We start from the raw sequence: 26,908 nt of genomic DNA, 5'->3' as shown, positions 1-26,908 counted from the left end.
ACCAGCTTTCAATTTCCGTAGAGTCTACAATTTGACGTTACGTTCGGATCAAGCGCTTTTGAGGGGCGTGGGTGCGTCAGGGGCGCGCATCGGCGGGCCATGACCGTCTGTCCGCTTGAGCTCATAAAGCTTTCAGCCCGCATCAGAGCGCGGCAGATCAACCTAGCATTGTCAGGTGCCTTCAACCGACGTGTGGAAAGGGCCATGAACGGGTCAGTACGGCTAATCCTCCAACCCGCCAAGGGCGAGATCGAGATATTGCATCAGGCAGGGATCCCAACCAGCCAGAGCGCGGGGGGCGCTCAGTCGTGCAAGTACCTTCAGGATCATCGAAGCGCGTGAATCGGCGCCGGCGATTTCGCTGATCAGCAAGCGTGCTGCAACTGCGACAGCCTTTGCGCGCTCACCGCAAGGGGGCTCGCTCCGATCCATGCAATCGCGAAGGTCGTCACGGATTCGCCGCCACCGGTCCTCGCGCTCTGAAGCTGAATTGCAGATGCATGCGGTCGTTTGACTACGCGTCTCGACTCGCGACATGGCATTCAGAGTGGCAGGCAGCTCATCCACACTTACTTGCGCCTCGCCGTCGATTGTCATGTTGCGCAAACGGTCGCGCAACAGAGTTGCTCGAGCGACTTGAAGTTCTATGCGCTCTAAATGTTTGTGCAGCAGGTCCGTGAGAGAAGTCGTGCCCTCCATGGCTTTACGGATCTCGACAAGTGAGAAGCCAAGCTCACGCAGCGCGCGAATCTGCTGAACCCGCTGCAGGCTTTCGCGGTCATACATCCGGTGGCCGCCGTCAGTACGCTCTGTGGCTGCTAGGAGTCCTGTGTGCTCATAATGGTGCAGCGTGCGTACCGTTACTCCGGTCGCCTCTGCAAGTTCGCCAATGCGCCATCGACGCCTTCTTGGTGTAGGTTTGTTCATGTTGTTCAATTTTGAAGCCTACAACCTGACGTCACGTATGATTCAAGCTGCTTTCTAAGCGTCAGCCTGAATCGTCTTCCATTCTCCAGCGCGAGAGTGGTGACTATCCTTAGAATGGCGGCGGATCAACCCTGAGGGGTAAGGGTGATCAACAACTTCGCCAGGCATGCCAGTTGAGCCTCGCCAGCCGCTGTACGCTCCAGGATGAGCTTGGCGATTGCCGTGCGATTTTCTGGACTCCGCATCGATGGGGGTAGCGCGTCGACGGCGCTGTCATAAAGTCGTCCGAGGGCAGAAAGCTCTTCTGGATCGAACACGCTGCTGCATAGCTTCAACCTTCAGCTCCTTGTTTGAATTGCGTCCAGGGCAGCGCACGTCGTCAAGACGTTTGGCTGCGGTAGGGCCAAAAGAAGTCATACCTGCGGCGCAGAGCGACGGAGGTGCGGTGTACTGTAGAGTGATGCCATAGGGCCACACGCGAGCGCGGATGCTTGCTTCGACAGCGCGGCAGAACCGGGCGATATGTATGATCGACGCCCTCTATGCTCACGATGCATTTTGTTGCGGCTCCAAAAAGGCCGATCGCCTCCATTCATGGGGAGCAACTACTAACTTGGAGAGTTGACGACAGGAGCCCCGTGCCGGCCTTCTCGAAAGACGCGCTTGGCGGCCGCGGTTGCAACGTAAACGCCTGGCCTAAGCGCGAACGTGCTGCTCCGTCCCCGTCTCTAAAGCCAGACACACTGCGGTTGTGATATCGCGCCTAACGCCGACGCGCGAAAGAAATCAAGAGCGTCTCACGAACCGCGCGCCCGGAGGGTCTTTATCCCGCGACAAGGAGAGCAAGCCAGGCAGGTGGAATTGTGTGTGTTGAGACAAGTGTTGGAATGTGAAGTTCGTAGACTTCACGAACGTCGTTACGGCAACGGCGAGACGGGTGCGAAGTTTCAGGCACTGCCCGTTCCTTCCGGAGTGTTGGTTACGGGGTGCTCTTATGCAGTTGCCATGCGCGTGGCCTCCTCGAACAATATTTCCCGCATCCACAGGCTTTCCGGGTCATTGTTGTGAATTGCGGGCCATTGGACCGCTTCGGTGAAGACGGGGAATGGATCCGGAAGCTCGACAATCTGAAGAGGCATGGTCTTCTGGAAATGCCTCACCAGCCCTAATGGCATCGTGCCTATGCGGTTCGTCCCAACAAGGAGGGGCGGGACCATGCTGAAGCTCTGCACGAGAATGTCGATGCGCCGAGTAGGACCGAGATCGATTAAAAATGATTGCTCAATTGGCGTGTGGGGCGCACCTCCGTGCTTAACTGCAACGTGCCCCATCGACATATATCGATCGAATGTAAGTCCGCGATGTAATTCCCTGTTCGTGCAGCAACCTACGCAGACCAGTCTCTCCTCGAATAGGGCCGCCCTGGGGTGCGCGCTGGACAGGAGAGAATCTGGCAGGATAACAAAATCGACTTCGCCGCGGCGGAGGAGCTCGTCGTGCTCAACGGTCGGCGCCGCCAGTTCGAAGCTGACGGTGGGGGCCTCTCGCGTGACGCGCTCCACGACATTTCTTAAGAATACAACTGTTATGAAATCAGAAAGGGCGATCCTGAATCGCCGGCTCGATCGAGCTGGATCGAACACGTCACGCGCCATAATTGAGAGTTCAATGTGCACCAGAGCCTGGCGTACCGGAGCTGCGAGCGCTTCTGCGCGCGAGGTCAAGACAAGCTCGCGCCCCCTCATCCCAAACAGTTCATCGCCAAAATATGAGCGCAACCGGGCAACGGCTGCGCTCATGGCCGGCTGACTGAGATTGATCCTGCGTGCCGCTGAGGTGAGATTGCGCTCAGTTATCAGAGCATCCAGCGCGACGAGAAGATTTAGATCCAGACCTTTGAAACGCATCTCTTCTTATCCGGCGCAAACGTCCTTGCTGCGAAAAAGCGTGCGGTGGCGGCTGCGTCTGGAGCAATCGTCCTGGCTCGCCCGAATGGACATCGGCTCAACCCTGCCATCAAGACAAGAAGCTCGCGAAACGACAACAAGAATGGACAGCAAGCGGTAAGCCGATCGGCGGCGGGGGGAAAGCGTCAGGACCCTCCAAGCTGATTCGTCTCGCCGGTTTCGGCCGACCACGTAGCTGGTCCGTTCAGCTCGCCGATCGCAATCACCCCAGCGTCCGTGAGCGCCCTGAGCACACCAGAGCGCCCCCTCGACGGCTGCGTCGTGCAGCGCTAGTCGCGAGGGTCAACCTACAACCTGACGCAATGTGCGATTCAAGCGATTTTATCCGCCAAGCTAAACATTTGTAATGGAGGCGTGTTTTATCCGCGATAGTGCCAGGGTAGCCCTGAACGCAGCGCAAGCCCATCAAACCACACCTGGGAAGTCACCTCGCTTACAACAGGAAAAGTCTTCGCAACGGATCGCTGCATTGTGAGGTCGTGGCAGTGCCTCCCCAGGAGACGCGGAAGCGAGGAAGCGGACCGAGCACGTCGAAGGGCCTGTAGCGTGCTTGGATTATTCGGAGCGGCAGCTTGCGGTGAGCCTAACAGCGCCTGCGAGTTGGAGGCTTTTGCTCATCAGATGCCATGTTGGATGCCTCCTCAAGCAATATCCTCCGCATCCAGATGCTCGCGGGGTCGGTATTGTGAAACGAGGGCCACTGCACGGCCTCTGTGAATATGGGCAGGGGGAGAGGCGGTTCGATGATCCGCAGTGGCATCCGCTTTTCGAAGTGTCTGGCCAGCCGCAAGGGCATCGTGCCGATACGACTCGTGTCTAACAATATGGGCGGAATCAGGCTAAAGCCTTGCACGACGACCTCAATTCGTCTCCTCAGACCGTGCTCAAGCAAAAACCATTCTTCGAGGTTCGGTCTCAGTGCCCGTCCGAACTTGGCAGTAACGTGCCCCATCGAGGTGTATTTCTCGAACGTAAGCTGTCGGGATAGCTGCTTGTTCGTGCGGCATCCCACGCACACGAGGGTCTCGTCGAACAGCGTCGCTTTAGGGTGCGCACTCGACATGAACAGTTCCGGCAGAATGAGAAAGTCGACCTCGCCCCGACGAAGCAGCTCATCGGGTTCATCGGAAAATGGCAGCAATTCGAACCGCACGGCGGGAGCTTCTTGTGCCATGCGGTCCACAATTCTGCGGAAGTAAACGATCGTCATGAAATCTGAAAGAATGACCCTGAAGCGTCGACTCGACTGAGTCGGGTCGAACGCGTCGCGCGATATGATCGAGAGTTGGATGTGCAGCAGGGCCTCGCGAACTGGACCTGCAAGCGCCTCCGCGCCAGGTGTAGGGACGAGCTCGCGACCTCTCATAGTAAATAGTTCATCGCGAAAATAGGCGCGTAGCCGTGCGACCGCAGCGCTCATAGCGGGCTGGCTCAAATTAATTTTGCGAGCCGCCGCTGTGAGGTTGCGTTCCGTCATCACGGCATCGAGCGCAACGAGAAGATTTAGATCAAGTCCCTTGAACCGCATGTTGTGAGTCTATCCATCGTGTGGATGTGTTCTATCGAAACAATCGATTTTACCAAATTGCGGGATGTTGGATAGCAAACTGAAGTTTGAAAAACGGACCAGGCAGACCACAATGGTTTATGGTCGTTCAAGTGAGCTCAAAGAAAAGCTCCTGGGCGTGCGAGCGCACCGCCGCGTCCGTGTCCTGGGCGTCTACAGGCGTGGCGTGCGAGCCGTGTTGCGTCTTCGTGCGATGTGCGCTCGTTTGAGCGCCGAGCGGGGCCCGATAAACCTTCGTATGGGGCTGTCATCCGTTTCAATACGCGAGGTTTACCCGCGTACACTTGAGAGCGCTTTCAGCATCAATCTAGTGTCAGGGAATGGCGGCAGGCGCAGATTGCGGTTGCCAAACATTTCAGGCGCCATTCCGAACGGCTCGCCTGTCCAGCGTATTTTGGGGTCTGTTGAAGATGTATAGGAGCCAGTGTGATCTGATGCCGCTCAGATGCGTCGTCGACGACGAATCGCGTGTCGGTGGCTTGCCCGCAGCCGTCAATTCTCCTGACGGCGATGCAACGGAGGGCGCGCGCGCTCCCTGGTGCAGATCGGTTCTGGCTAATCCAATTGCCTCGCCGGGGTCTTCCGCATGGGCATGGCACATCAGCAGGATGACGAGCGCGAACCAAGCGTTAGCGCGAGCAGAGGCGAGGGGCGCGGGTGCAGGCCAGCGGTGCGGAGCTCCGACAAAGCACAGCCGCGCATTTCAGTCTTGATCGGCAGCCCTGCAGGTAGAGATCACGTGACCACCTCCCGTTCAATTCAACAGGCGCAAGGACGCTCGCCATGAACATTGCCGTATCCCCGACTGCGGAACGTGCTTCTGCGCGCGCTCAAGTGCAGTGGAGCCTTCGTTGGGAGAGCGAGCTGCGGCTCGCCGATCATGCCGAGCTCGCGGAGTTCTTCCGCAAGAGTTATGGGCCCACGGGTGCGTTCAATGCGCAGCCTTTCGAGGGGAGCCGAAGTTGGGCCGGCGCAAGACCGGAGCTTCGTGCAATTGGTTCCGACGCGCGCGGGGTAGCGGCTCACATTGGGCTGCTACGTCGCTTCATCAAAGTGTGCGAAGTCGATCTCCTTGTGGCGGAACTGGGGTTGTATGCGGTGCGCCCGGATCTCGAAGGGCTCGGAATAAGTCACGCGATGCGCGTGATGTATCCCGTACTGCAGGAGCTTGGTGTTCCATTCGGCTTTGGCACGGTTCGGTCGGCGCTTGAGAAACATATGAAGCGACTGGTCGAAAGGCAGGGACTCGCCACCCTGATGCATGGCATTCGCGTCCGCTCCACGCAGCCGGATGTCTATCCCAATTTATCGCCGACCCGCCTCGAGGACGCGATAGTGGTGGTGTTTCCGCTGGGACGCTCGATAAGCGAATGGCCGGCCGGGACTGTCATCGATCGGAACGGGCCTGAGTTGTGACAGAGCGCTCCACACCATTCACTGTCCGCTGCGACTACGCTGACATGAGCGGACGTCCAGCTGTCTATTTGACCTTTGATGACGGGCCGAACCCATTTTGTACGCCAGAGGTGCTCGATGTGCTGGCGCAACATCGAGTTCCCGCTACATTCTTCGTCATCGGTACGTACGCGATCGAGCATCCGGACCTCATCCGACGAGTGATTGCGGAAGGTCATGAGGTTGCGAACCATACGATGACCCATCCTGATCTATCCAGATGCGGACCTGCAGAGCTACAGGATGAAGTGCTGACCGCGAGCGAGGCGATCCGTCTGGCGTGCCCGAAGGCCTCGCCCAGGCATATGCGAGCGCCTTACGGCATATGGACGCAACAGGTGCTTGCAATGACGGCGAGCGCTGGTCTCACGGCTCTGCACTGGTCGGTCGACCCGAGAGATTGGTCCCGCCCTGGAGTTGATACAATTGTGAATTCGGTGATGGCGAACGTTCGCCCGGGTGCAATTGTGCTCCTGCACGACGGGTATCCTCCCGATGAGGAGAGACTGGGCACCGATGCAACGCTGCGCGATCAGACCACCACGGCGCTCGCATATCTGATTCCGGCACTGCAACGGCGCGGGTTTGCAATCCGTCCACTTCCTCAACTTCACTGAACAAGAACTGACACCCAATGGACCTGCTCGCGACAACCAGTGCTGCCGCTGTTTCAAGTTATGCGGTACTCTCGACTATCTATAAGAGCGTGCAAGCGCTTTATGCCCGACCGGCGATCAACTCATCATTACAGGACAGCCTGGAAAAAGCGGAGGTGGTCCTTCCCACTGTGGACGTCATCGTGCCGTGCTTCAATGAGGATCCAAACACGCTCGCCGAATGTCTGGAGTCGATTTGCAGTCAAGACTACGCCGGCAAGATACAGGTCTATGTGGTCGATGACGGATCTGCAAACCGCGACGTGGTCGCGCCTGTACACCAGATATATGCCAACGATCCGAGAGTCAGCATCATCTTGCTGGCAAACAACGTCGGAAAGCGCAAAGCGCAGATCGCTGCAATACGCAGCTCATCCGGTGATCTGGTGCTCAATGTCGATTCCGACACGGTTCTTGCTGCCGATGTCGTCACGAAGCTTGTATTGAAGATGCGTGACCGGGAAGTCGGTGCGGCGATGGGTCAACTGATAGCAAGTAATCGTAACCAGACCTGGTTGACCAGGCTGATCGACATGGAATATTGGCTCGCGTGCAACGAAGAGCGCGCGGCACAGGCGCGCTTCGGTGCCGTCATGTGTTGTTGCGGCCCTTGTGCCATGTATCGACGTTCCGCGCTGACCTTGCTTCTCGATCAATACGAGGCGCAGTTCTTCCGTGGGAGGCCGAGTGATTTCGGCGAGGACCGCCATCTAACGATACTCATGCTCAAGGCGGGGTTTCGAACCGAATACGTCCCGGACGCGATAGCAGCCACAGTCGTCCCGCACCGTCTTGGGCCATATCTGCGTCAGCAGCTTCGTTGGGCGCGCAGTACCTTTCGAGATACGTTTCTTGCATTGCGCCTGCTCCCAGAGCTCGATGGTTATTTGACGCTAGATGTTATCGGGCAAAATCTCGGCCCATTTCTCCTCGCGATTTCAACACTTGCTGCGCTTGCAGAGCTCGTGTTCGGTGGCTCTATACCCTGGTGGACGGGATTGACGATTGCAGCAATGACTATGGTCCGGTGCAGTGTGGCAGCGGTTCGCGCTCGCGATTTGCGGTTTATCGGCTTCTCGCTCCACACACCGATCAATATCCTTCTTTTGCTACCATTGAAGGCTTATGCGCTTTGTACATTGAGCAATAGCGATTGGCTATCGCGAAAAGTCACCAATGTGCCGGCGGAAGAGGAGAAACAGCGTGTCATCCTGCGTCCCAATGCCGGACGAGGTGCGTCTAGCGTAGGGGTGGGAACGACTCCCATTCATAAGACGGGGTTATCGCACCGTCCGTCGAGCCTGGCGACCACGGAGAGTGTTTCCGGTCGCGATCGCTCGACTGTCTACAAATAAGTGGTCGTCTCATGACTTTGGATCTGAACCATCAGCTATTAGAGCGAGAGTTGGCTGCCGACGATCCATGGCACCTTGATAATAGTTCGTTCGAGCAGGAGCGATACGCGCAAATGCTCCGGATGTCGCGTTGCAACGGAGATGCTGCGTCTGCCCTCGAGGTAGGATGTGCAGCCGGTGCATTCACGGAGTTGCTTGCGCCGTTATGCGAGCGGCTTACCGTGGTGGATGTCATGCCGCAGGCAATCGAGCGAGCGCGACTGCGGACCAGTAAGTGGTCACATATTACTTTTGTGACCTGCGACATTCAGCGGTTCTCGACCACTGAGCAGTTCGATTTAATTGTCGTGGCCGAGGTTCTTTATTACCTCAAAGACGTGGGCGAGATGCATGCGGCTATCCGCAACCTGGTGAGTATGCTTGCGCCAAGTGGCACTCTGATTTTCGGGTCCGCGCGTGATGAAATATGTCAACGCTGGGGGCATGCTGCTGGTGCCGAAACGGTGATCGCTCTCTTTAAGGAGAGCCTATCGGAGGTCGAGCGTCGGCACTGCTCCAGCGGATCGGCAAACGAAGACTGCTTGATCGTCCAGTTTCGAAGGCCGGACGCCACGTCAGAACAATCAAACGTCGGTCATTAGACCAGGAGTACGTATGCGCATCTGCGGAATAAAGTTGACACATGACGGAGCAATTGCTGTCGTCGAGGACGGTCGGCTTCTTTTTTGCGTGGAGCAAGAGAAGCGCGGCAATAGTCCACGCTATCAGTCCGTTGACAATCTCGATGCAGTCGTGCGCGCCTTGGCGGAGCATGGCCTGGAGCCGCGGGATATCGATCAGTTCGTCGTTGACGGATGGGACGGGGAGAATGAATCGCAGTTCCTGCTCCTAAGCGGAGCGGTGCAGGTTGCGCTAAAAGGCGCGCCATATGTCGAGCGTCATGCTGAGGGCCTCCTTGATCCCGTCGACGGCGTCGGCCTCCTCCTCGGCGGCAAGGAGTTTCCATATAAGAGCTACCCGCATGTCACGGGCCATGTCGCGTCAGCATATGGCACCAGTCCCTTTGCAGCCGCGGGAAAGGCTTCGTTCTGTCTGGTGTGGGATGGCTGCATCTTTCCACGTCTTTACTATGTCGAACCGCGCGGGGGTCGGTTCATTGGATCGCTGTTTCCTATGATCGGCCACGCCTATGCTGCCGCGGGCCTTCACTTCGGGCCGTACCGTAAGCCGAACCGCTCCAGTTGGGATCTGGGCATCGCCGGCAAGCTGATGGCTTACATCGCGCTTGGCTCCGTTGATGAAAGCATCGTGGAAGTGTTTCAGGAGCTTTATGAAACACGGCTGGCGGCCGACACGGAGCAGGCTCGCCGCTACCGTGAAGACATTAACAATGCGGAATCGTCTCTTGCAGCTATGCACGCGTTCTTCGAGGAAAGCGCGTTGCGCCTGGCTGCCAAGCGAGCGGAGGACGTCCTCGCCTCCTTCCATGTGTTTCTGGAACGTCTTCTTGTTAAGGAAATCGCGCTGCTTCTGCTAAGATATTCGTCGCTTCCGGGCGCGCGAAATCTATGTGTCGCCGGAGGTTGCGGTCTCAATATCAAATGGAACAGCGCGCTTCGCGCGACGGGATTGTTCGATGATGTCTGGGTGCCGCCGTTTCCGAATGACAGCGGCTCGGCAATCGGCGCGGCGTGCGGTGCTATGGCAGCGCAGAATGGCTTCGGGCCTTTGGAGTGGTCAGTTTACAGTGGTCCTGCCCTGCAGGAGAGCGAGGTTCCACCGGACTGGGAGGCCGCTCCTTGCAGTTTGAGTGAACTTGCGGCGATTCTTGCCGACAACAAGCCCGTCATCTTTCTTTCCGGATGTGCCGAGCTTGGGCCCCGGGCGTTGGGCGGTAGAAGCATTCTTGCAGCCCCAACTAGCCGGGCAATGAAGGATCATCTCAACGACATCAAACGTCGCGAGCACTTCCGACCGGTGGCGCCGATTTGTCTGGAGGATCGGGCACCTGAGATCTTCAGCCCGGGCACGCCAGATCCTTACATGCTGTTCGATCACCAGACCCGGGCGGATTGGCGCGACAAGGTCCCCGCAGTGGTCCATCTTGACGGTTCGGCGCGGCTGCAGACAATTTCCCGCAACTCTCCTCACAAAATTGCCGCGCTTCTCGTCGAATTTGAGCAACTCACGGGTATTCCGCTGCTCTGCAACACGAGCGCCAACCTCCACGGACGGGGATTCTTTCCGGACGCTGCGGCAGCTTGCCAATGGGGCCGTGTCGAGCACGTTTGGTGCGAGGGCAAGCTCTGGAGCAAAACCGTCGTCGAGAAGCCATCGTCCACGGAACGACTTCTGTCAGCCTAAGATGAACATGTCCACTGTGGCGATCGACCTTGCCGGTGTAAAAAAGTCATTTGGCGACAAGCTTATCGTCAACGATCTGTCGTTCTCGGTCGCACGCGGAGAGTGCTTCGGACTGCTTGGGCCGAATGGAGCTGGCAAGAGTACGATTGCGCGCATGCTCCTCGGCATGATCTCGCCCGACGGCGGCAAGATTACAGTCCTCGATGAGCCTGTGCCTTCCCGCGCTCGTGCGGCGCGTGTACGCGTCGGGGTGGTGCCACAGTTCGACAACCTTGAGCTCGAGTTCACAGTGCGAGAGAATCTGCTTGTGTTTGGCCGCTATTTCGGCATGAGCGCTCGCAGGATCGCGGCGGTTGCACCCTCGCTGCTTGAGTTTGCGCGGCTTGAAAGCAAGGCGGACGTGCGTGTCTCTGAGTTATCCGGTGGCATGAAGCGGCGGCTGACGCTGGCGCGTGCCCTGATTAATGATCCACATCTACTCGTGATGGACGAGCCGACCACTGGTTTGGATCCGCATGCACGCCACCTGATTTGGGAACGCCTGCGCGCCCTGCTTGCGCGTGGCAAGACGATCCTCTTGACCACTCACTTCATGGAAGAGGCCGAACGCCTGTGCGATCGGCTATGCGTGCTTGAGAGTGGATGCAAAATCGCCGAAGGCAAGCCAGACGCCTTGATCGACGAGCATATCGGCTGCAACGTGATCGAGATCTATGGTGGTGATCCCAATCATATCCGAGAGCTGATTAGACCTTATGCGCGGCATATTGAAGTGAGTGGAGAGACGGTTTTTTGTTACGCGCGATATCCGGAGCAAGTTCGCGTACACCTGCGCGGGCAAGCGAACCTTCGCGTACTGCAGCGGCCGCCGAATCTCGAAGACGTGTTTTTGCGGTTGACCGGGCGCGAGATGGAGAAATGAGCGATGAATGATGGTTATGCGTCGGTGATGCCGGCCAACGCGTACAACTGGGTCGCGGTATGGCGACGAAACTTCCTTGCATGGAGGAAAGTCGCGCTTGCATCGCTTCTCGGCAATCTCGCAGATCCCATAACCAATCTGTTGGGCCTTGGCTTTGGTCTCGGACTCATCGTGGGACGGGTTGAGGGGACTTCGTACATTGCTTTTTTGGCGGCCGGTATGGTCGCAATCAGTGCGATGACATCCGCGACCTTTGAAACCCTATATGCGGCCTTCGCTAGAATGGGTGTCAAGCGCACCTGGGAGGGAATTCTGTTCACACAGCTCACGCTCGGCGATATTGTTCTAGGTGAGTTGGTGTGGGCGGCCAGTAAGTCCGTTCTAGCGGGGACAGCAATCGGGATTGTCGCTGCAGCGTTGGGTTATGCATCCTGGACGTCCATTCTTTGTGCGATACCAACAGTCGCCCTTACGGGTCTTGTCTTCGCCAGCCTGGCAATGGTCGTCATATCTCTTGCGCCAACTTACGATTACTTCGTGTTTTACCAGTCGCTCGTCCTTACGCCCATGGTGTTTCTCTGTGGCGCGATCTTTCCGACGAGCCAACTGCCTGACTCATTTCAGCACTTTGCCGGCTTGTTGCCGCTCGCACATTCGGTTGACCTTATTCGTCCAACGATGCTTGCGCGCGGAGCGGACAGTGCCGCCCTGCACGTAGGTGCGCTCTGTGCTTACGCGGTCTTGCCCTTTTTCGCGTCGACAGCACTATTTCGGCGCCGCCTGCTGCGCTGACGTGAGTTGAGGGAAACGGAGAAAGTGCAATCGATGCGGTGTCATGATGCGCTCTGCAGTAGCTCGGGAGTGACCTGGTCTGTTGCAGCAGCTTCTGAAATGACCTTGAGAGTCCGTGATCGAACCAGCTCTACCGACCGCCTGTTCGGTCGATCGGTGTCGAATGGCAACACTCCTTAGTTTTTAGTGGCCTGTCGCTAGGCGCCGAGACTGACCTTGCAAGGTCGCGTTGTGCTGTGTCGCCTGCGCAGCGGTGGAGCGTCACTGTATAAAGTGGATCGGTGTGACGGCAGTTGGCCTGCCCGTCATGACGGATTGGAGAACGGGATGTTGTGCCTGGGACTGAGTGGCGGCCTTGACAGAATCTATGAAAGCTCTCCGGAGCTGCCGAATACATTTCTTCACGATGGCGCTGCAGTCCTTGTGCAGGATGGCCGCGTAATTGCTGCTGTCGAAGAGGAGCGCCTCAACCGCGTCAAGCACTCCAACAAGTTCCCCAGCAATTCGATCCGATACTGCCTTTCTACCGCAGGAGTCGAGCTGGACGAGATCGACCGTATCGCGTTCTACGCGACTGAAGCCTACTGCAAGACCATGCTCGAGCGTCTTTCTGTTTCTCAGCCTGTTCCGTTGGAGGCCAAACTGTTGCTGCGGCAGTTGCTTGCACGGGAGTTCGGGACCGAGCTCGATCCGTCCCGGCTTTCCTTCGTGAATCACCACGAAGCGCACGCCGTGAGCGCGTTTGCCATGTCCGGGTTCGAGCAAAGTCTCGTCTTTGCGATCGACGGCGGCGGCGATTTTCTCTCAGGCTTATTGGCGGTAGGATCTGGCACCGGAATTGCGCAGCTTGCAAGTTTCCCGGAACATAATTCCCTGGGGCTGTTCTATCTCGAGACGATTCGATATCTCGGCTACGGGATGTTCGACGAGTACAAAGTGATGGGGCTTGCACCGTATGGTGATCCCGATCGCTATCGCGAGCTCTTCGCGCAGTTCTACGAGTTGTTGGACAGCGGTGACTATCGCGTTCACCTGGATCGAATTGGACCGGCCCTGGTCCGCAACATTCAAGTTCGGCGAAAGGGACAGCCATTCACCCAACAGCATCGAGATGTCAGCGCGTCGCTGCAGGAAGCGCTGGAGCGGATCGTGTTTCACACTCTGCGGCACCATCGCGAAGCGACGGGCCTGACCCGCTTGTGCCTTGCTGGCGGGGTGGCCCATAATTGCACGCTGAACGGAAAGCTGCTTTATTCCGGTCTATTTGAAGACATCTTTGTTCAACCCGCGGCGCACGACGCTGGTTGCGCACTCGGCGCTGCATTGATGGCATCAAGCGAGCTAGGCAGGCCAGCGCCGCGCGAGCGACTGTCGGACGTTTATTGGGGCCCTGATCTCGGGAACGAGCAAGCCATAGAGCATGAGCTCAACGCATGGTCAGGCCACCTCGACATTCAACGAAGTGATGACATTGCATCCAGTGCGGCAGACTGGATAGCAAATGGCGCTGTAATCGGCTGGGTTCAGGGCCGCTCTGAGTTTGGCCCACGTGCGCTTGGTAACCGCAGCATTCTCGCGGACCCGCGGCCTGCGGAAAACAAGGACCGGATCAACGCGATGGTCAAGAAGCGCGAGGGCTATCGTCCCTTTGCGCCATCCGTACTAGAGGAGGATGCGAGCAAGTTCTTTGAGCTCCCGAACGGTACGCGGCAGCTCCCCTTCATGAACTTCGTGGTTCGTGTGCGTGAAGCCAAATGCAACATGCTCGGTGCGATCACGCACGTTGATGGGACCGCTCGGCTGCAGACCGTATCGCGTGAGACAAACCCCATCTACTGGGATGTGATTAATGCATTCAAGAAGCGAACCGGCATTCCGGTTCTTCTGAATACCTCATTTAACAATAACGCCGAGCCGATTGTGCAGTCCGTGTCAGATGCGATCACCGCGTTCTTAACGACTGACCTGGATGGACTTGTTGTCGGGCCGTTCCTCGTGAGGAAGCGGCTAGCATCACTGCAGGATTGGAGTGCACTGGGCGTGTCATTGCCGCCGTATGCATCCCTTCATCGTGTTCGCTCTTACACAGCGCCAGATCGACAGGAAACGCTCTGCGAGATACGCACGGGACATTCTAGTATGCGGATCTCAACTGAGCTTTTCGAGATCTTGATGCGGATCGAAGGCGATATTTCACTCGGGTGGCTTTTCGACGCAGCCATGCTGGACCAGGCCAGGCGTGAAGATCTTGTGAAGGAATTGCGGCTCGTATGGGAGCTGCGGGGCGTTCGCCTTCATCCGCTTCGTCCGGCGTCGGGCCACAATAAAGTGCAAAGCGAAACATAGCCGTAAGTATGACCATGACCAGGCCTATGCCCGCATGTGAGCGGGCCAGTCCATCCGACGCACAGGGGGCGTCGGGCATCGGACTTCGGGCAGGTCGATGCAAGACCGCTGAAGAAAGGACAGAAAGTGTTGAGAGAACGCGGCCATCACGGATAGGCATGCTATGAAGTTCTACCGACGCAGCTCGCCGGCACCGCGATTTCAGACCGTGACGCCGGGCGAGAAGAAACCCGAGATGTCTGTATCGATGTCTTTTGTCCAACCAGGAGCGCGCGAAAAGGCAATCGAGATGGTTAGTGGTGCGATGAATGATAGGTTCGTAGTGTCCCGGCGACGTACGGGTTTTGGTGACTGTCTGTGGTCGCTGGCGGCGGCTTGGCGTTTCGCAAAGCAGACAGGGCGGACGCTAGCCATCGATTGGCGGGGGTCTTGCTATCTTGATGAACCATTCACCAATGCCTTCCCGGTCTTCTTCGAACCGGTTCAAGACATTGCCGGCGTGCCGGTGATTTGCGGCGACGACATCAACAAACGTTCGTTTCCGGGACCATTCTTTCCGGCATGGTGGAACAAGCCGTCTATCGATTGCGTCTATCGGCCGGACGAGCAGATCTTCCGGGAACGCGACCAACTCGATCAACTGTTCCAAAGTCAGAGAGATAGTGACGCTAGCACAGTTGTATGTGATGCCTGCCTGATGTGGCGCTGCGATCAGGAGGCGGAGCGAGAGATCTTTCGGAGGATCAAGCCGCGAGCTGCAATTCAGGCTCGGATTGATGCCATCTACCGCGAGCACTTTGAGCCGTACAGCGTGATCGGCATTCATGTCCGGCATGGAAACGGTGAGGACATTATGGGGCATGCTCCCTACTGGGCGGACGCGGAGCGCGCCTTTCGACAGATCTGTAATGCCGTTGACAAGGCGAGGGCGTTACCACATGCGAAGCCTGTGAGGGCGTTCCTGTGCACGGACAGCGCGCTCATCCTTGAGCAGGTTTCGGCAATATTTCCTGATGTTTTTGCGATTCCAAAACAGTTCCAGGCGCCTCACGCCGGCCCGTTGCACAACGCCGCCATCGGAGCCGAGGGAGGCTTTTCTGCCCTCATTGAGATGTATCTCCTTGCGCGCTGCAACACGGTGATCCGGTTTCCCCCAACGAGTGCCTTCACGCGCTATGCGCGTCTCTTTGCTCCACGCGTGATAGAATTTGAGTTGAACGATCCGAGCAGGTTGATTTTGGTCGAAGACAACTCGCAAGAGCTCGTGGCTTCATGAAAGTTGTAACCCGATTGATCGACCTGATTGCCGCTCTTTACATCCAAGAGTACTGCCAGTTCTTGTACGGCCGACAATCGTCTGCCGAACGTGATGCTGTTGGCAAGAACTTACACCGAAGAACAGAACGAAGCGACGGCCAAGTGCCTTCGCTTGAGCCATGACGGCGATAACAACCGCCCTAAGTGCTGCGCAGCGTTAAGGGAACACGCTGCCGCCATCCGTCAGACACAAATCGGAGCTGATCAGTGCTCGAGCGTGGATGAACATATCAGTTCGCCAGCTCGTGCCTGGAGCCAACCCGTCCAGCGATATCCCAGTTCTGCTCAGAGCAGGGTGCGACAAACAAAATCGATGATTGACGAATCTGACGTGCGGGGCTGGTACGTCAGTTTTGGAGTTAGCGCGGCAAAATGTCCGTGGTCGCTCCCGAGCGATCGTTGACTTCGGCGAGGCGCCGACAAGCAGCAGGCTCATTCGGTTGCGCGATCAAGAAAGCGATCGCGGCTCGTCCCCTGTGATGAAGCAGGCGACTGTGTTAGAGAGCTTACGTACCTGATTTGCCATCGTTGTCACAATGCACACCCACGACTGTCCGAAATCCGCCAAATGTTCGGCCTGCGCGACGTTAGGACGCAAAACGGAAGTGATTTACCTGCACCGCAGTGGCGCAAATCCTGCTACGCGTGCGCCGGCGCAACAGTAAGGAGGCGGCCTTGGGTCTCGATCTGCCGAATGACGATCTGATTAGAGAGCCGCGGGCCGAAACACATTTTGATTGCCTCGTTCACGCTGATAAAGCGCGTGATGATCGTAGAGAACGGAAGACGATGTTGCTCACCGGGGCATCACGCGGAATTGGTCATGCCACTGCCAAGCTCTTCTCGGAGGCGGGCTGGCGCGTCATTTCTTGCGCACGCCAACCTTTCGACAGCGAGCGATGCCCCTGGGAGCCAGGGAATGACGATCATTTCCAGATCGACCTCAGCAATCATCGAATGCTGCCGCGTGCGATCACCGAGGTCAAGAAGCGCTTGGCTGGTGCGCCCTTGCACGCGCTGGTGAATAACGCCGGTGTGTCACCGAAAACGCCCACTGGGAATCGGATGACGTCATTGACCACGTCAACCGAGACCTGGATGGGGGTATTTCATCTTAATCTGGTGGCGCCGATCCTGCTGGCGCAGGGTTTGTTTGACGAGCTAAGAGCCGCGTCAGGATCAATCGTAAATGTGACTTCAATCGCAGGCTCGCGGGTGCATCCGTTCGCCGGTAGCGCGTATGCGACCTCGAAGGCGGCGCTTGCGAGCCTCACACGCGAACTGGCCTATGATTATGCGCCGCATGGCATTCGTGTGAATGCGATCGCGCCGGGCGAAATCAAGACCGACATGCTGTCGCCAGACACGGAAGCCCGTCTCGTGCCTAGTATCCCGCTGCGCCGAGTGGGGACCCCGGATGAAGTGGCCAAGGTCATCTTCTTCCTATGCTCGGATTCGGCGAGTTACGTCACGGGAGCCGAGGTGCCGATCAATGGTGGGCAGCATTTGTAAAGTCGCCGCTCTGGCGATCCAGCTGACTTGCCTTGCAGCGGCGCGTATGTTCTCCGCTGACGACGCGCACACGATCCGCAAAAAGTGAAATGAGGGCACATTGCAAGTGCGGTGTCGTGCCATAATCAGGTGTCACGGTTCTATGTCATCTCGTCAACACTTGAGGCTAGATCGAGAGTGACATGCAGAACGAAGCTCGCCAATCCCAACATGGCTCAAGGGAGGATAATCAAGACAACGGAGATAGGCTCATGCTGCATATCCCACCCTCGGAACGACCTGCCTCGCAACCGGAGCCGGAGTGTAATCCCTCGGGGCAGCCGTCGTATGAGAGTGCGCTGGCCGGCATCTGCGAAATATCGAAAATAGTCAGCGCTCCTGGCCGGCTCGAAGTCACGTTGGCCAAGGTCCTTGGCCTGCTGCAATCGTTTGTGCAGATGCGACACTGCATCGTCTCACTACTGGACGATGACGGCATCCCGGAAATTACAGTTGGCTCCGGTTGGAGTGAAGGCAGCGACGAACGTTACCGCACGTGCCTGCCGCAGAGTGCAATCGCCCAGATCGTGGCAACAGACAGGCCTTTTGTTGTCGAGAGCGTAGCCGACGAGCCGGCCTTCAGCGCTGCGGACCGGGAGCTTCTCGGCGCCTCCGACAGCATGCCCGTATCGTTCATTGGGATTCCTATTCGTATTGATCCGAGGGTGGTCGGTACGCTGACGGTAGACCGTATCAAGGACGATAGTTCCAGTCTGCGGCTCGAGCACGATGCGCGGCTGCTCGTTATGGTCGCCAACTTGGTGGGGCAAACAGTGAAGCTACATCGCTTGTTGGCCTGCGATCGCGAACGATTGCTAGTGGACAAAGACCAACCACAGAAGATCGTTGAGCTTGGGGTGGCCGCTCGCGAGCGCAAGAAGCTTCACGCCCACGGGATCATCGGCGACAGCCCCGCGCTGAGCGGGCTGCTCGAGAAGATTGCGGTTGTAGCCAAATCGAGCAGCACGGTTCTGCTGCGCGGCGAATCCGGCACCGGCAAGGAGCTCGTAGCCAAGGCCATTCACGAGTCCTCGTCCCGTGCTAAACGACCGTTCGTTAAACTGAATTGCGCGGCTCTGCCTGAGACGGTCCTGGAATCGGAATTATTTGGCCATGAGAAAGGTGCCTTCACCGGTGCGGTAAGTTCGCGCAAGGGGCGCTTCGAGCTTGCTGACAAAGGGACGCTATTTCTGGATGAGATCGGAGAGATCTCAGCTCCGTTCCAAGCGAAGTTGCTGCGAGTTCTGCAAGAGCAGGAGTTTGAGCGCGTCGGCAGCAATCACACGCTTAAAGTCGATGTTCGAGTCATAGCTGCGACCAACAAGAACCTTGAAGAGGCCGTCGCAAGGAGCGAGTTCCGCGCGGACCTCTACTATCGTATTAGCGTAGTTCCCTTGTTATTGCCGCCGCTGCGCGAAAGACGCAGTGATATTCCGCTGCTAGCCCGAGAGTTCCTCAGAAAGTTCAATAGCGAGAACGGCCGTACGCTCACCCTGGAGGCCAGTGCGATCGAGGTACTGATGAACTGCGGGTTTCCGGGAAATATTCGCGAACTCGAAAACTGCATCGAGCGAACAGCGACGCTGTGTACCGGGCCGTCGATTGTGAGAAGTGACTTTGCATGCTGCCAAGGCCAGTGCCTTTCCATGATGCTCTGGAAAACCACATCGAACGACAAGACCGACCTGGCGGTACCCATGCAACCTGCGCCTGCAAAGTCCATCACTCCGCTAGCTCAAACGGCGTTGCCGCCGCCGTCTGTCTACGAACCGGCCCCACTGCGACCTGCCGGCACAGCTCTCGTTGGTGGTGCGAGCATGACCGATCGGGAGCGGGTCATTGCGGCCATGGAGAAATCTGGCTGGGTGCAGGCCAAGGCAGCGCGCCTACTTGGACTAACCCCGCGCCAAATTGGCTATGCGCTCCGGAAATACGGAATTGAGATAAAGCGGTTCTGAACGACCACATCCGCCGGAGCCGCTAGTGCCAAACAGATACGTGAAGAATGATCCCGAAGAAGCAATCTACGCAACCGCAAGGGAAACGGCCGGCCTGAGGCAACGACGTGGCGCGCAACCTCGATTTGAGCGCCATGAGTTAAAAGAGCCTCACCTGCTGGACATACAATCGCGAACCATCCGTGGCTCGAACAGGTAACAGCCTATCATCCCTATTCTGCGGACGAGTGAGTGACGATGCTTAACCGTCGACCAGCCCGATGCCGGCAGTGTTTGCGCGGCATTCATCGTGCGAGCACTCCTTGGTCTCTCGGCTGGCGTGCCGAGCGGAACGGGTTGTCGGTGCCCTGACCTGTGTCGGCATTCGTTCGTCAGGAAAGCTGGCTGGAGCGCGTTATCGCCCCGTTTAAGCCTTTGTGACAGCGAGCCGATTCCAGAACGGCGGCGGTGGTACAACACTTGCTGTTCTCTTCGTAGCTATCGCAACTTTAGGAGCATCATCGTGCACAATGTCGTCTGCATCAAACAGGTTCCGGACTCGGCGCAAATTCGTGTTCATCCCGTGACCAATACAATCATGCGTCAGGGAGTGCCGACCATCATCAACCCATATGACCTCTTCGCGCTCGAGGCCGCGCTTGAACTGCGTGATCGGTTCGGCGGCGAAATTACCGTGCTTACCATGGGACCGCCATCGGCAGAAGAGTCCTTGCGAAAGGCGTTGGCTTACGGTGCCGATCGCGCCGTCCTACTCACGGATCGCTGCTTTGCTGGCTCCGACACGCTGGCCACAACGTATGCACTTGCAACCGCCATCCGGAAAATCGGTAAGGACTATGGCTCGACAAATCTCATTTTCACGGGAAAGCAGACCATCGATGGCGATACTGCGCAGGTTGGGCCCGGCGTCGCAAAGCGAATGGGCGTAGTGCAGCTAACTTACGTTGCGAAGATCAGATCCTTGGACCTCGCCGCTCAAACGATTGAAGTGGAACGACGCTGCGAAGGTGGTGTGCAGGTGTTGCAAACCAAATTACCATGCCTCATCACCATGCTTGAGGCGACGAATCGAATCCGGCGCGGCGCGATGGCGGATGCCCTGCGTGCCGCGCGTGCCCAAATCGTGAAATGGAGCGCGCAAGAAGCCGGTGTCGAAGACACCTCCAACTGCGGGCTCAAGGGCTCGCCGACGGTCGTTAAGCGTGTGTTCGCTCCCTCTGCACGGGCCGAGAGGGCGGCGCTGGTTGAGGCCGCCGAGCAACCGGCGCAGGCGTTGATAGACGCAATTTTCTCACTTCAACCGAAGCTCGAAACCGATCTTGCGGCACTTGCTCGTGACGCTCGATCGGGAGAGGCTAGGCCATCATAGTAGATACGCTCCAGGAATGTATCATCGCCGCACCCGTGGGGGTCTGCCTATCTTACCCGTCGAACTCGCGAGCAGCTGGGGCCGCATGCTCGGTAGATCACACGATCGACTCTCGGAGTCGCGCGGGATTGTCGGGGCAGAGGCAAAGGCGCCTGCGCATGTTCCAGGGGCGCCGTTCGGTCGTATTCGACGACTTGGAAGGCCATTGCATCTTCCCGTAACGGTCACGAGCGAACACGGAATAGCCAGCGACCCGGGTCACCGTATTGGCGGTGCCGTCTGCACGCCCAAAGCGCTGTCGCAGGCTGCGGGGCGCAAAGTCAAGGTATACGTCACTGTTGAAGCCAATCTCAGCGGTTGAGCAGACCTGTACGCATGTGAGCGGCCGCCGGTTCTCCGCTGTTTGCTTTCTGACAGCGGCGCGTAACCTCTGACACTCGCAATGAGGAAGCGTCACGGCCGTTGTATCATCTTGGTCAGATCTTACGGAGCGAATTCAAGAGTTGGCATGATGATTGCTGCGAGTCACCAAGAATTTAGAGGTGGTAAGAACAGGCGAGGGTCGCTTTCAAAGGCTTTGTGCCGCCCCGAGCGGTATGACATCAGGGACCAAAGGCCTAAGAGCATCATACGTACAAACTGGAGTCTACAATGCTGTCCCAGGCTGACGGTGGTTCGGCGAAATGGCGCGATCGGCAACCGCCAGGGCTTGATCCGTTCGCTCAAGATCGTGAAAGCTGCACGCGTGCCGAGCGGCAAGGCACGCCGCTCGCGCACGCGACATTAGCTTCAAAATGGCGCAGGGGGCGCAGTATCCGTTTGAGTCTCCGCGTGAATGCTAGTCGTGGCGGGCATTGCGGCGCCGGACTGCTGGTGGACAGGAATCCGACCGGATTCCCGGCGCTCCAATAATGATCGCATTCCTTCGATGCTCATGAGCTGCACTGAGCATGCCGCTGTCTGCGTTCGCGGAGCAAACGACAAATAGTCGCCTAGAAGGCGAACGCGATCATTGGTCCTTCAAAGCCAATGAACCTGGGACGGTTAAAAGTTGGCCGGGGCACGAAGTTGCTTCGTCAAGGACCGTCCGCTTCTCATCTGCAGGGGTCAAATGACATCTCAAACGTCTCGATTTGCCGCGGATCAGCCTCCGAAGCTTTGCTACGAGTACTTGACCGAGCAAGCGCGAGCCTTGTTCGGCACGCATCCGTTCGCCTCGCAGTTGTCCGAAGATCAGGCCGCCAGCCTGCTGCCCGAATACCTGGCGATGTCACAGGCGTTCCCGTATCTGCAGGCGGGCTCACAAAGGGACCTCATATTCGATGCAATGTATCACAATCGGGATATTGCGAGAGACATTGAGGTGACCAGCGTAGTCGCGAACTTTATCTGTTGGGATGAGACCGGTGGCCATGGCCGAATTCTCCAGGGAGGCAATGCCGCGCTACCGGATATTCTGTTGACAGAAAACTTTCACTCCAACCTGTTGAAGAAAGATGCCTCCCGACTACTCGGCCGAGCAATACTGCCCAACTATAGCTCTAGGACTAAGCAGTATATGCATTCTCTCTACGCCGGATTGTCATCGAAAGACTCCCTCGTCCGTTGCGCTTACATGGTAGCTTTTGAGCTACATGCTGCGGACATGATCCAGTCGCTGTGGACCGCCCTGGTCAAAACGTTTAAGGCGAAGTCGGAAGATCTGGAGTATTTTCGCAGCCATGTGGGCGGAGAAGATCCCGCTGAGAAGTACCACGGAGAAATGACAGGTCGGCTGATTGGCGAACTTGTGCAGCCTGACCGTAGTGATCGGTTTTTGAATGAATTCCTCCGGGCCTATGGGCTCAGCGTCCAATGGTGCCGCGATCTCACTTCAACTGCGGCACGCGCGGTGGATGATCACTCTGAGATCGAGCATCATGGCAGTTGCCATTGTGGCTCTGTCAAGTTCTACGTCAGCGCGCCGCGAGAGCTCTCTGGAGTTCGTTGCAATTGCTCGATTTGTCAAATGTCTGGGTTTCTTCACTTGCTAGTAACTGGCGATAAGTTACGCATCGAGCGCGGTGAAGAAGTCCTCACGACATATCAGTTCAACAAGAACATTGCCCGGCACACGTTTTGCCGGGTTTGTGGGGTAAAGCCATTCTATAGGCCGAGGTCGAACCCCTCCGGGTTCAGCGTAAATATTCGATGCCTGGATAGAAGGACGGTCGCACTCGCAAGAATAACCGAGTTCGATGGCGAGCATTGGGAGAAAGCATTCGTCTCAATGCACAAGGACCCGGAGTCCTGCTTCGAAGATCAAAGGAGTGAGTTCGAATGGCGCGCACAATGAGTGATAAATCCCGCCAGCTTTCACAGGAAATGCTGACAAAGTACCGCATAGAGCTGCTAGTAAAGGGGACGGCCGTTATCGCCCCCCAGATACTGTTCACTCAAGCCGACTTGACCAAGATCGATCAGCTGCAGGCTGAGATTCCCGAAGAAGAAGTCCGGGAGGGAGATGCCGGCGACTTGCACAGCGTCTTTGTCAAGCGCATAAGGGTAGATCCACCAGGTCGCGCGCCTAGCAACGTGGATGGTGCAGCTTCAGGGCAGATTATGGAGCTACTTGAAAGTAAAGACCGCAGCTTCGCGCTAAGACAGATCTTCGGAGCATCCTCAGATTACGTGGTTCGCCGGTGCCAAATGCATCGTATGCCGCCTGGGTCCTTTGTGGGCATCCATTTGGATGCGAAGAGTGATCCGGATTTTGAGTACGCGGTGATTGTGCAGCTAGCGCGAGACTTCGAGGGGGGTGAGTTCGTGGTATATCCTACCGGGTACGAACAGCACGTATTCCGACCACCATTTGGTGCAGTGCTTGTCACAACATGTAAGGTACGGCATGAAGTAAAGCCGGTGTCGAGCGGGGAACGCCGATCTCTCGTCTACTTCTGTTCAAAAAGGGGCGGCGCCAACCGCCGGATCGTCGAAAGTTCTACCGCTCGGCTATGAGGTGGCGCGCCTGGTATGATTCGCTGAGAACCGAGTGGCGGGTGAGCTCTCCGGGAAATTTAGACGCTTTCACATCTTGTGGTCAGTGTTTCTCGTAAGGTGCGACAGTTCTGGTAGGAAGCCATGGTTAACATTGGTCCATGTACAGGCCACCACGTGCCATCCGAGCGAAAGTTGCATCTTTGTCGCTGGGTGAAACCAGGGAGGCGCGTCGGCGCTGCGCGATGCTGTATTCCGGGTAGCGCGGGGTTTCGCAGACTGTTGTGGCGAGCCTCTCGGTTCCCAAGATGGGCCGCTTGTTAAGGTGGTAAGGTCGGGCACGCATCAGGCTAGGTCCAAGGAGCGTCGTGCTAAGGATCATGTGGACGCTCTTCTGAGATTGGGATGATGGCTCGACTACAACGAGAAGCTGGGCATAGCCGAGCTTCTTTACGAAACGAGTTAGAATGGCCGGCGAGCGTGGCGTCCTTGCCGGACTCGATCGTCTGCGCGCCCCGCGCGCTACGGGCGGAGTCAGCATCGTTCGCAAAGCCAGGCCAATTCCGTCCGCCGCTGAAGCTGAGGTCTTGAGAGTGTACAGGTCGACTATCATCAAGGAGAACGAGCGGGAGAGCTCAGCTGCCTACAAGTATGCTCTTGCTGTTGGTAGCTTGGATGAGCATCTGCGTAACAACTCTAGCCAGGGATCGCTGCTCAACGTTCCGATCGGTCGCTCGACGAAGATCTTTTCACTATAAGCTCAGCCCTCGTCCTCGCCCGAAGATTGGTGCCGCACTCGTGCAGTTGCGCAAGTCGCCGGTTGCAAACGCAGCCGCTTGGGCATGACTCAAATCTCCGCCGAGAGAATGTCGGGTTGATGGACGCAATGCTCGCTTGGCGATGCCGTTGCGCAGGACTCGCCTGTTGCAGCGATCGATCAGCTGGGTAAGAATATTCCTCGTGCAAGGTCACGATCATGATCCGACGTTTAGCATTAGGGATAAACCTAGCTTCTCTCCCTGTCCGGCGCTGCAGTTACTGCAGTCAGCCGCAGCGCCGAACCTATTTGCTCAAACTGTGCCCTCTTTTATGTTTGGGGCTGGGGAGAACGCTGCTTTTGCGCGGGGCGGTGAATTGAGCGTGTGAAGATGTGTTCGCTAGGACCTCAACAATCGGTATTGCTGATCGTGGGCCGCGGCCCTGTCGGCCGCAATCACAACGCACTCCACGGTACCAGCCTTTTCGTCGGCGGCAAGTGGGATCACGCCTGTCTTACGTGTGCGGTCGAATAGCAATCCCTCTTTGAAGAAGCGATCATGCGCCGCACGAAAAGATGGTGATCGTACATTTCTTACAGATAAAATAACGTTGCGACTGGAATAGTCGGGGCCTAGTAGCCGAATCGCAATGTTGTGTAACACCGAGCCGCCACCCCAGCGGCCGTTTGCTTCATTGAACAGCAACCGTCCGTCTTTGGCGAAAATCGCGTCGATGTTGATCATTCCGCGATAGCCAAGGTCTCTCGCTAGCGCCACAAATCGGTAGGCATGCTCCTGGGCAGTCAACCACTGCTCGTTCTCCAGATCGCTGGGAAGCTCAAGCCCTGTCCAGATGAGAGCCCTTTCGGCCCGATCTGTGCTTTTATGCAGGCGTATGTTTCCACTATTGATGAAAGCGATTGATGCATCATCCTGGATTGCATACTCGAGATAAAACAAAGACCGGGCCAAGTGGTATGATTCGACGACCAGCGTCTTACACGATGCTGTTGTGATCTCGGAGTAAAGCGCGTCAGGATCAAGCGAACGCCAGGAAATCCACCGAGTATCTCTGGCGCCAGGTAGGGGATCGCTTTTGCTGCTCGTTAAGATGACATTTCCAACCCCTCCAGCTCCATTATCCAACTTCACGATGACCCTGCCGGTCTCGGATTTGAGGGAAGTGACTGCTTTTAACAGTCCATTTGGATCTGTCGCGACACATCCGTGAGGCAGCGGAAGTGCTACGCTTGTTGCCAACTGACGGAAGTGACTCTTGCGATTCAGTAAATCAGGCCCGCGCTGCAGGGCGAAGTCGTCGCCAATGTTCGGTATGCTTAGTTTGGCCGCCAGGTGTGCGACGCCTTCAGTAAAGTAGCAGGGGTACAATCGCCAGGTGGATTGTTGACGAATATGTCTTTTAATTCGTGCGACAACAGTCTCGGACAACAACGCGTAATCATCCAGGATGGTCGGTTGGCGGCTCGTTGGTACAAGCAGGCGAAGACTCGATGCATCGAAATCCAGCGTCGCGCCAATGTAGGATAGCAGATCTGCCGGGATCACTACCGGGGAGACGATCAGGTCGCCCTCCTGAGCAAACCACGCTGAACGGAATGCCGAGCTGGCGGCCAGCGAGAGTTGAGCCTTTGTTAGATGGGCGCCCGACATCTGAGGCGTACCGGCATTCATAATTAGAATCCGCGGCATTCGCGAACCTCCGGGCATCTGGACTTGATCAGGATGAATGGCCATGGCAACCACGGTCGAAGGGCTTTGCGGTGGTCCCGATTGCGGCGATGGTCATCGGAGATAGGGAGCATGACCAGCGATCGGTCCGCCGATCTGACCGGCTGAGGCACCCGAAGTCCTTCACACCCATGTAGGTAACACCCCACGAGCCTACGATTTAACGTTACGTCAGGTTCAAGCCCCTTTTTGCGGGCGGCTCATGCCCGAAGAGGGCCCCGGAAGAGCTGGTGTTGCAAGCATCAGCGGTGCCCTGAGGGGCAAGCCTTTGGCTGAGGCCTTTGAGGAGCGATCCCGCGAATGCGCCGGAGGCGTGTCCAACGAATGACCCCAGTCGCCGAGTTTCGACAAAATCTAGAATTGGTCAGGGTGCGTATGCGGGCCATCACCATCGATGGCCAGTCCGACAAGGCGAGATGAAGTGGCCCGGAGAAATCGCCATCCGAGCCACCGCTGAACGAGCGAGCAGCTCGAATCCAGGCTTGGCCGCAAGCATTTTGAAGCCTGGCGTAGAGCGCAACGCCGGCCTGCTAGTGTCTCTCCATGTGTAGACGGCATCCGGACCTAATTTTCTCTCAGGAGAACACGCCGCTTTGCTTCCAAAAGATGCCCATCCAGCGTCTCGTGCAGCGCACGCCGCAGCTCGGGCGGGATCGAGCTATCTGTATCGATCAATTCTCGAAACTTCCGAATGATGTGTTCTATCGTTGCGATGGTTCCAAGTGTTTCAATCCTCTGCCACGGCATTTTCGATTGTCTCCTTTGGCGCGTTGCGCACGCTTCGTCGAGGGTCCTCACCTCACAACCGGGCCTCGAACAGCCTCTGGTGCACCAAACGTTGGCTGTCGGGCTGAGTGTTCAGCGCGAGCTCTTTTGACC

General features: G+C 57.2%; 19 protein-coding genes. 14 read left to right on the top strand and 5 right to left on the bottom strand.

Going from position 1 to position 26,908, the window contains the following annotated elements; translation table 11 throughout:
• Positions 1-222 precede the first annotated feature (222 nt).
• The 3 genes from AC24YW_RS28160 to nodD1 form a co-directional block, all read right to left on the bottom strand.
• Positions 223-927, bottom strand: coding sequence for a MerR family transcriptional regulator (locus tag AC24YW_RS28160; protein ID WP_172789354.1), 705 nt, complete (start codon positions 925-927; stop codon positions 223-225).
• A gap of 992 nt (positions 928-1,919) precedes the next feature.
• Complete coding sequence (nodD2, locus tag AC24YW_RS28155; RefSeq protein WP_271595828.1) at positions 1,920-2,834, bottom strand: transcriptional regulator NodD2; 915 nt, start codon at positions 2,832-2,834, stop codon at positions 1,920-1,922.
• Positions 2,835-3,477: 643 nt separating this feature from the next.
• A complete protein-coding gene (gene nodD1, locus AC24YW_RS28150) occupies positions 3,478-4,422 on the bottom strand; it encodes a transcriptional regulator NodD1 (RefSeq protein ID WP_487485768.1) in 945 nt (314 codons plus the stop codon).
• A gap of 822 nt (positions 4,423-5,244) precedes the next feature.
• Here nodD1 and AC24YW_RS28145 point away from each other — a divergent pair.
• The 14 genes from AC24YW_RS28145 (at position 5,245) to AC24YW_RS28080 (ending at position 23,543) form a co-directional block, all read left to right on the top strand.
• The gene (locus tag AC24YW_RS28145) at positions 5,245-5,877 is read left to right on the top strand and encodes a NodA family N-acyltransferase (RefSeq protein WP_172789344.1); all 633 of its coding nucleotides are present in this window, start codon (positions 5,245-5,247) and stop codon (positions 5,875-5,877) included.
• A 44-nt stretch (positions 5,878-5,921) separates the two neighbouring features.
• Positions 5,922-6,533 carry a chitooligosaccharide deacetylase NodB gene (gene nodB / locus AC24YW_RS28140; protein WP_487485767.1) on the top strand — a complete coding sequence of 204 codons (612 nt, stop codon included), beginning with the start codon at positions 5,922-5,924 and terminating at the stop codon, positions 6,531-6,533.
• A 17-nt stretch (positions 6,534-6,550) separates the two neighbouring features.
• Entirely contained in the window at positions 6,551-7,927 is a 1,377-nt protein-coding gene (gene nodC / locus AC24YW_RS28135) for a chitooligosaccharide synthase NodC (protein ID WP_271595825.1), read from the top strand.
• An 11-nt stretch (positions 7,928-7,938) separates the two neighbouring features.
• On the top strand, positions 7,939-8,568 hold the full coding sequence (gene nodS / locus AC24YW_RS28130; RefSeq protein ID WP_487485766.1) for a nodulation methyltransferase NodS: 630 nt from the start codon (positions 7,939-7,941) through the stop codon (positions 8,566-8,568).
• Positions 8,569-8,581: 13 nt separating this feature from the next.
• Positions 8,582-10,291: a nodulation protein NodU gene (gene nodU / locus AC24YW_RS28125; RefSeq protein WP_487485765.1), complete on the top strand. Its 1,710-nt coding sequence runs from the start codon at positions 8,582-8,584 to the stop codon at positions 10,289-10,291.
• A 1-nt stretch (position 10,292) separates the two neighbouring features.
• Positions 10,293-11,213 carry a nodulation factor ABC transporter ATP-binding protein NodI gene (gene nodI / locus AC24YW_RS28120; protein ID WP_370156424.1) on the top strand — a complete coding sequence of 307 codons (921 nt, stop codon included), beginning with the start codon at positions 10,293-10,295 and terminating at the stop codon, positions 11,211-11,213.
• A 3-nt stretch (positions 11,214-11,216) separates the two neighbouring features.
• Entirely contained in the window at positions 11,217-12,005 is a 789-nt protein-coding gene (locus AC24YW_RS28115) for an ABC transporter permease (RefSeq protein ID WP_487485764.1), read from the top strand.
• Positions 12,006-12,332: 327 nt separating this feature from the next.
• On the top strand, positions 12,333-14,351 hold the full coding sequence (locus tag AC24YW_RS28110) for a carbamoyltransferase family protein (RefSeq protein WP_487485763.1): 2,019 nt from the start codon (positions 12,333-12,335) through the stop codon (positions 14,349-14,351).
• A gap of 163 nt (positions 14,352-14,514) precedes the next feature.
• Positions 14,515-15,627, top strand: coding sequence for a nodulation protein NodZ (locus tag AC24YW_RS28105; RefSeq protein ID WP_487485762.1), 1,113 nt, complete (start codon positions 14,515-14,517; stop codon positions 15,625-15,627).
• Positions 15,628-16,343: 716 nt separating this feature from the next.
• Positions 16,344-17,180 carry an SDR family NAD(P)-dependent oxidoreductase gene (locus AC24YW_RS28100; RefSeq protein ID WP_487485761.1) on the top strand — a complete coding sequence of 279 codons (837 nt, stop codon included), beginning with the start codon at positions 16,344-16,346 and terminating at the stop codon, positions 17,178-17,180.
• A gap of 182 nt (positions 17,181-17,362) precedes the next feature.
• Positions 17,363-19,177, top strand: coding sequence for a nif-specific transcriptional activator NifA (gene nifA, locus AC24YW_RS28095; RefSeq protein WP_487485760.1), 1,815 nt, complete (start codon positions 17,363-17,365; stop codon positions 19,175-19,177).
• A 502-nt stretch (positions 19,178-19,679) separates the two neighbouring features.
• Positions 19,680-20,546: an electron transfer flavoprotein subunit beta/FixA family protein gene (locus AC24YW_RS28090; protein WP_487485759.1), complete on the top strand. Its 867-nt coding sequence runs from the start codon at positions 19,680-19,682 to the stop codon at positions 20,544-20,546.
• A 1,171-nt stretch (positions 20,547-21,717) separates the two neighbouring features.
• A complete protein-coding gene (locus tag AC24YW_RS28085; RefSeq protein ID WP_487485758.1) occupies positions 21,718-22,881 on the top strand; it encodes a GFA family protein in 1,164 nt (387 codons plus the stop codon).
• Positions 22,866-23,543 (top strand): 2OG-Fe(II) oxygenase, encoded by a 678-nt coding sequence (locus tag AC24YW_RS28080; protein WP_487485757.1) that lies wholly within the window; start codon positions 22,866-22,868, stop codon positions 23,541-23,543. Before AC24YW_RS28085 ends, AC24YW_RS28080 begins: the two co-directional genes overlap by 16 nt.
• Before the next feature lie 1,136 nt (positions 23,544-24,679).
• Here the strand turns inward: AC24YW_RS28080 and AC24YW_RS28075 are convergent.
• Both AC24YW_RS28075 and AC24YW_RS28070 read right to left on the bottom strand, forming a co-directional pair.
• Positions 24,680-25,972 (bottom strand): preATP grasp domain-containing protein, encoded by a 1,293-nt coding sequence (locus AC24YW_RS28075; protein WP_487485756.1) that lies wholly within the window; start codon positions 25,970-25,972, stop codon positions 24,680-24,682.
• 621 nt (positions 25,973-26,593) lie between these two features.
• Positions 26,594-26,776 carry a hypothetical protein gene (locus AC24YW_RS28070; protein ID WP_172789331.1) on the bottom strand — a complete coding sequence of 61 codons (183 nt, stop codon included), beginning with the start codon at positions 26,774-26,776 and terminating at the stop codon, positions 26,594-26,596.
• Positions 26,777-26,908: the final 132 nt, after the last annotated feature.

The sequence above is a fragment of the Bradyrhizobium sp. USDA3516 genome, from assembly GCF_057651995.1.
Note: the sequence above shows the minus strand (reverse complement) of the source record. Positions and strands in the feature narration are given on the sequence as shown.

Coding starts and splice junctions, on each gene's coding strand:
- AC24YW_RS28160 (WP_172789354.1), bottom strand. CDS start 927: ATGAACAAACCTACACCAAGAAGGCGTCGATGGCGCATTGGCGAACTT.
- nodD2 (WP_271595828.1), bottom strand. CDS start 2,834: ATGCGTTTCAAAGGTCTGGATCTAAATCTTCTCGTCGCGCTGGATGCT.
- nodD1 (WP_487485768.1), bottom strand. CDS start 4,422: ATGCGGTTCAAGGGACTTGATCTAAATCTTCTCGTTGCGCTCGATGCC.
- AC24YW_RS28145 (WP_172789344.1), top strand. CDS start 5,245: ATGAACATTGCCGTATCCCCGACTGCGGAACGTGCTTCTGCGCGCGCT.
- nodB (WP_487485767.1), top strand. CDS start 5,922: ATGAGCGGACGTCCAGCTGTCTATTTGACCTTTGATGACGGGCCGAAC.
- nodC (WP_271595825.1), top strand. CDS start 6,551: ATGGACCTGCTCGCGACAACCAGTGCTGCCGCTGTTTCAAGTTATGCG.
- nodS (WP_487485766.1), top strand. CDS start 7,939: ATGACTTTGGATCTGAACCATCAGCTATTAGAGCGAGAGTTGGCTGCC.
- nodU (WP_487485765.1), top strand. CDS start 8,582: ATGCGCATCTGCGGAATAAAGTTGACACATGACGGAGCAATTGCTGTC.
- nodI (WP_370156424.1), top strand. CDS start 10,293: ATGAACATGTCCACTGTGGCGATCGACCTTGCCGGTGTAAAAAAGTCA.
- AC24YW_RS28115 (WP_487485764.1), top strand. CDS start 11,217: ATGAATGATGGTTATGCGTCGGTGATGCCGGCCAACGCGTACAACTGG.
- AC24YW_RS28110 (WP_487485763.1), top strand. CDS start 12,333: ATGTTGTGCCTGGGACTGAGTGGCGGCCTTGACAGAATCTATGAAAGC.
- AC24YW_RS28105 (WP_487485762.1), top strand. CDS start 14,515: ATGAAGTTCTACCGACGCAGCTCGCCGGCACCGCGATTTCAGACCGTG.
- nifA (WP_487485760.1), top strand. CDS start 17,363: ATGCAGAACGAAGCTCGCCAATCCCAACATGGCTCAAGGGAGGATAAT.
- AC24YW_RS28080 (WP_487485757.1), top strand. CDS start 22,866: ATGGCGCGCACAATGAGTGATAAATCCCGCCAGCTTTCACAGGAAATG.
- AC24YW_RS28075 (WP_487485756.1), bottom strand. CDS start 25,972: ATGAATGCCGGTACGCCTCAGATGTCGGGCGCCCATCTAACAAAGGCT.
- AC24YW_RS28070 (WP_172789331.1), bottom strand. CDS start 26,776: ATGCCGTGGCAGAGGATTGAAACACTTGGAACCATCGCAACGATAGAA.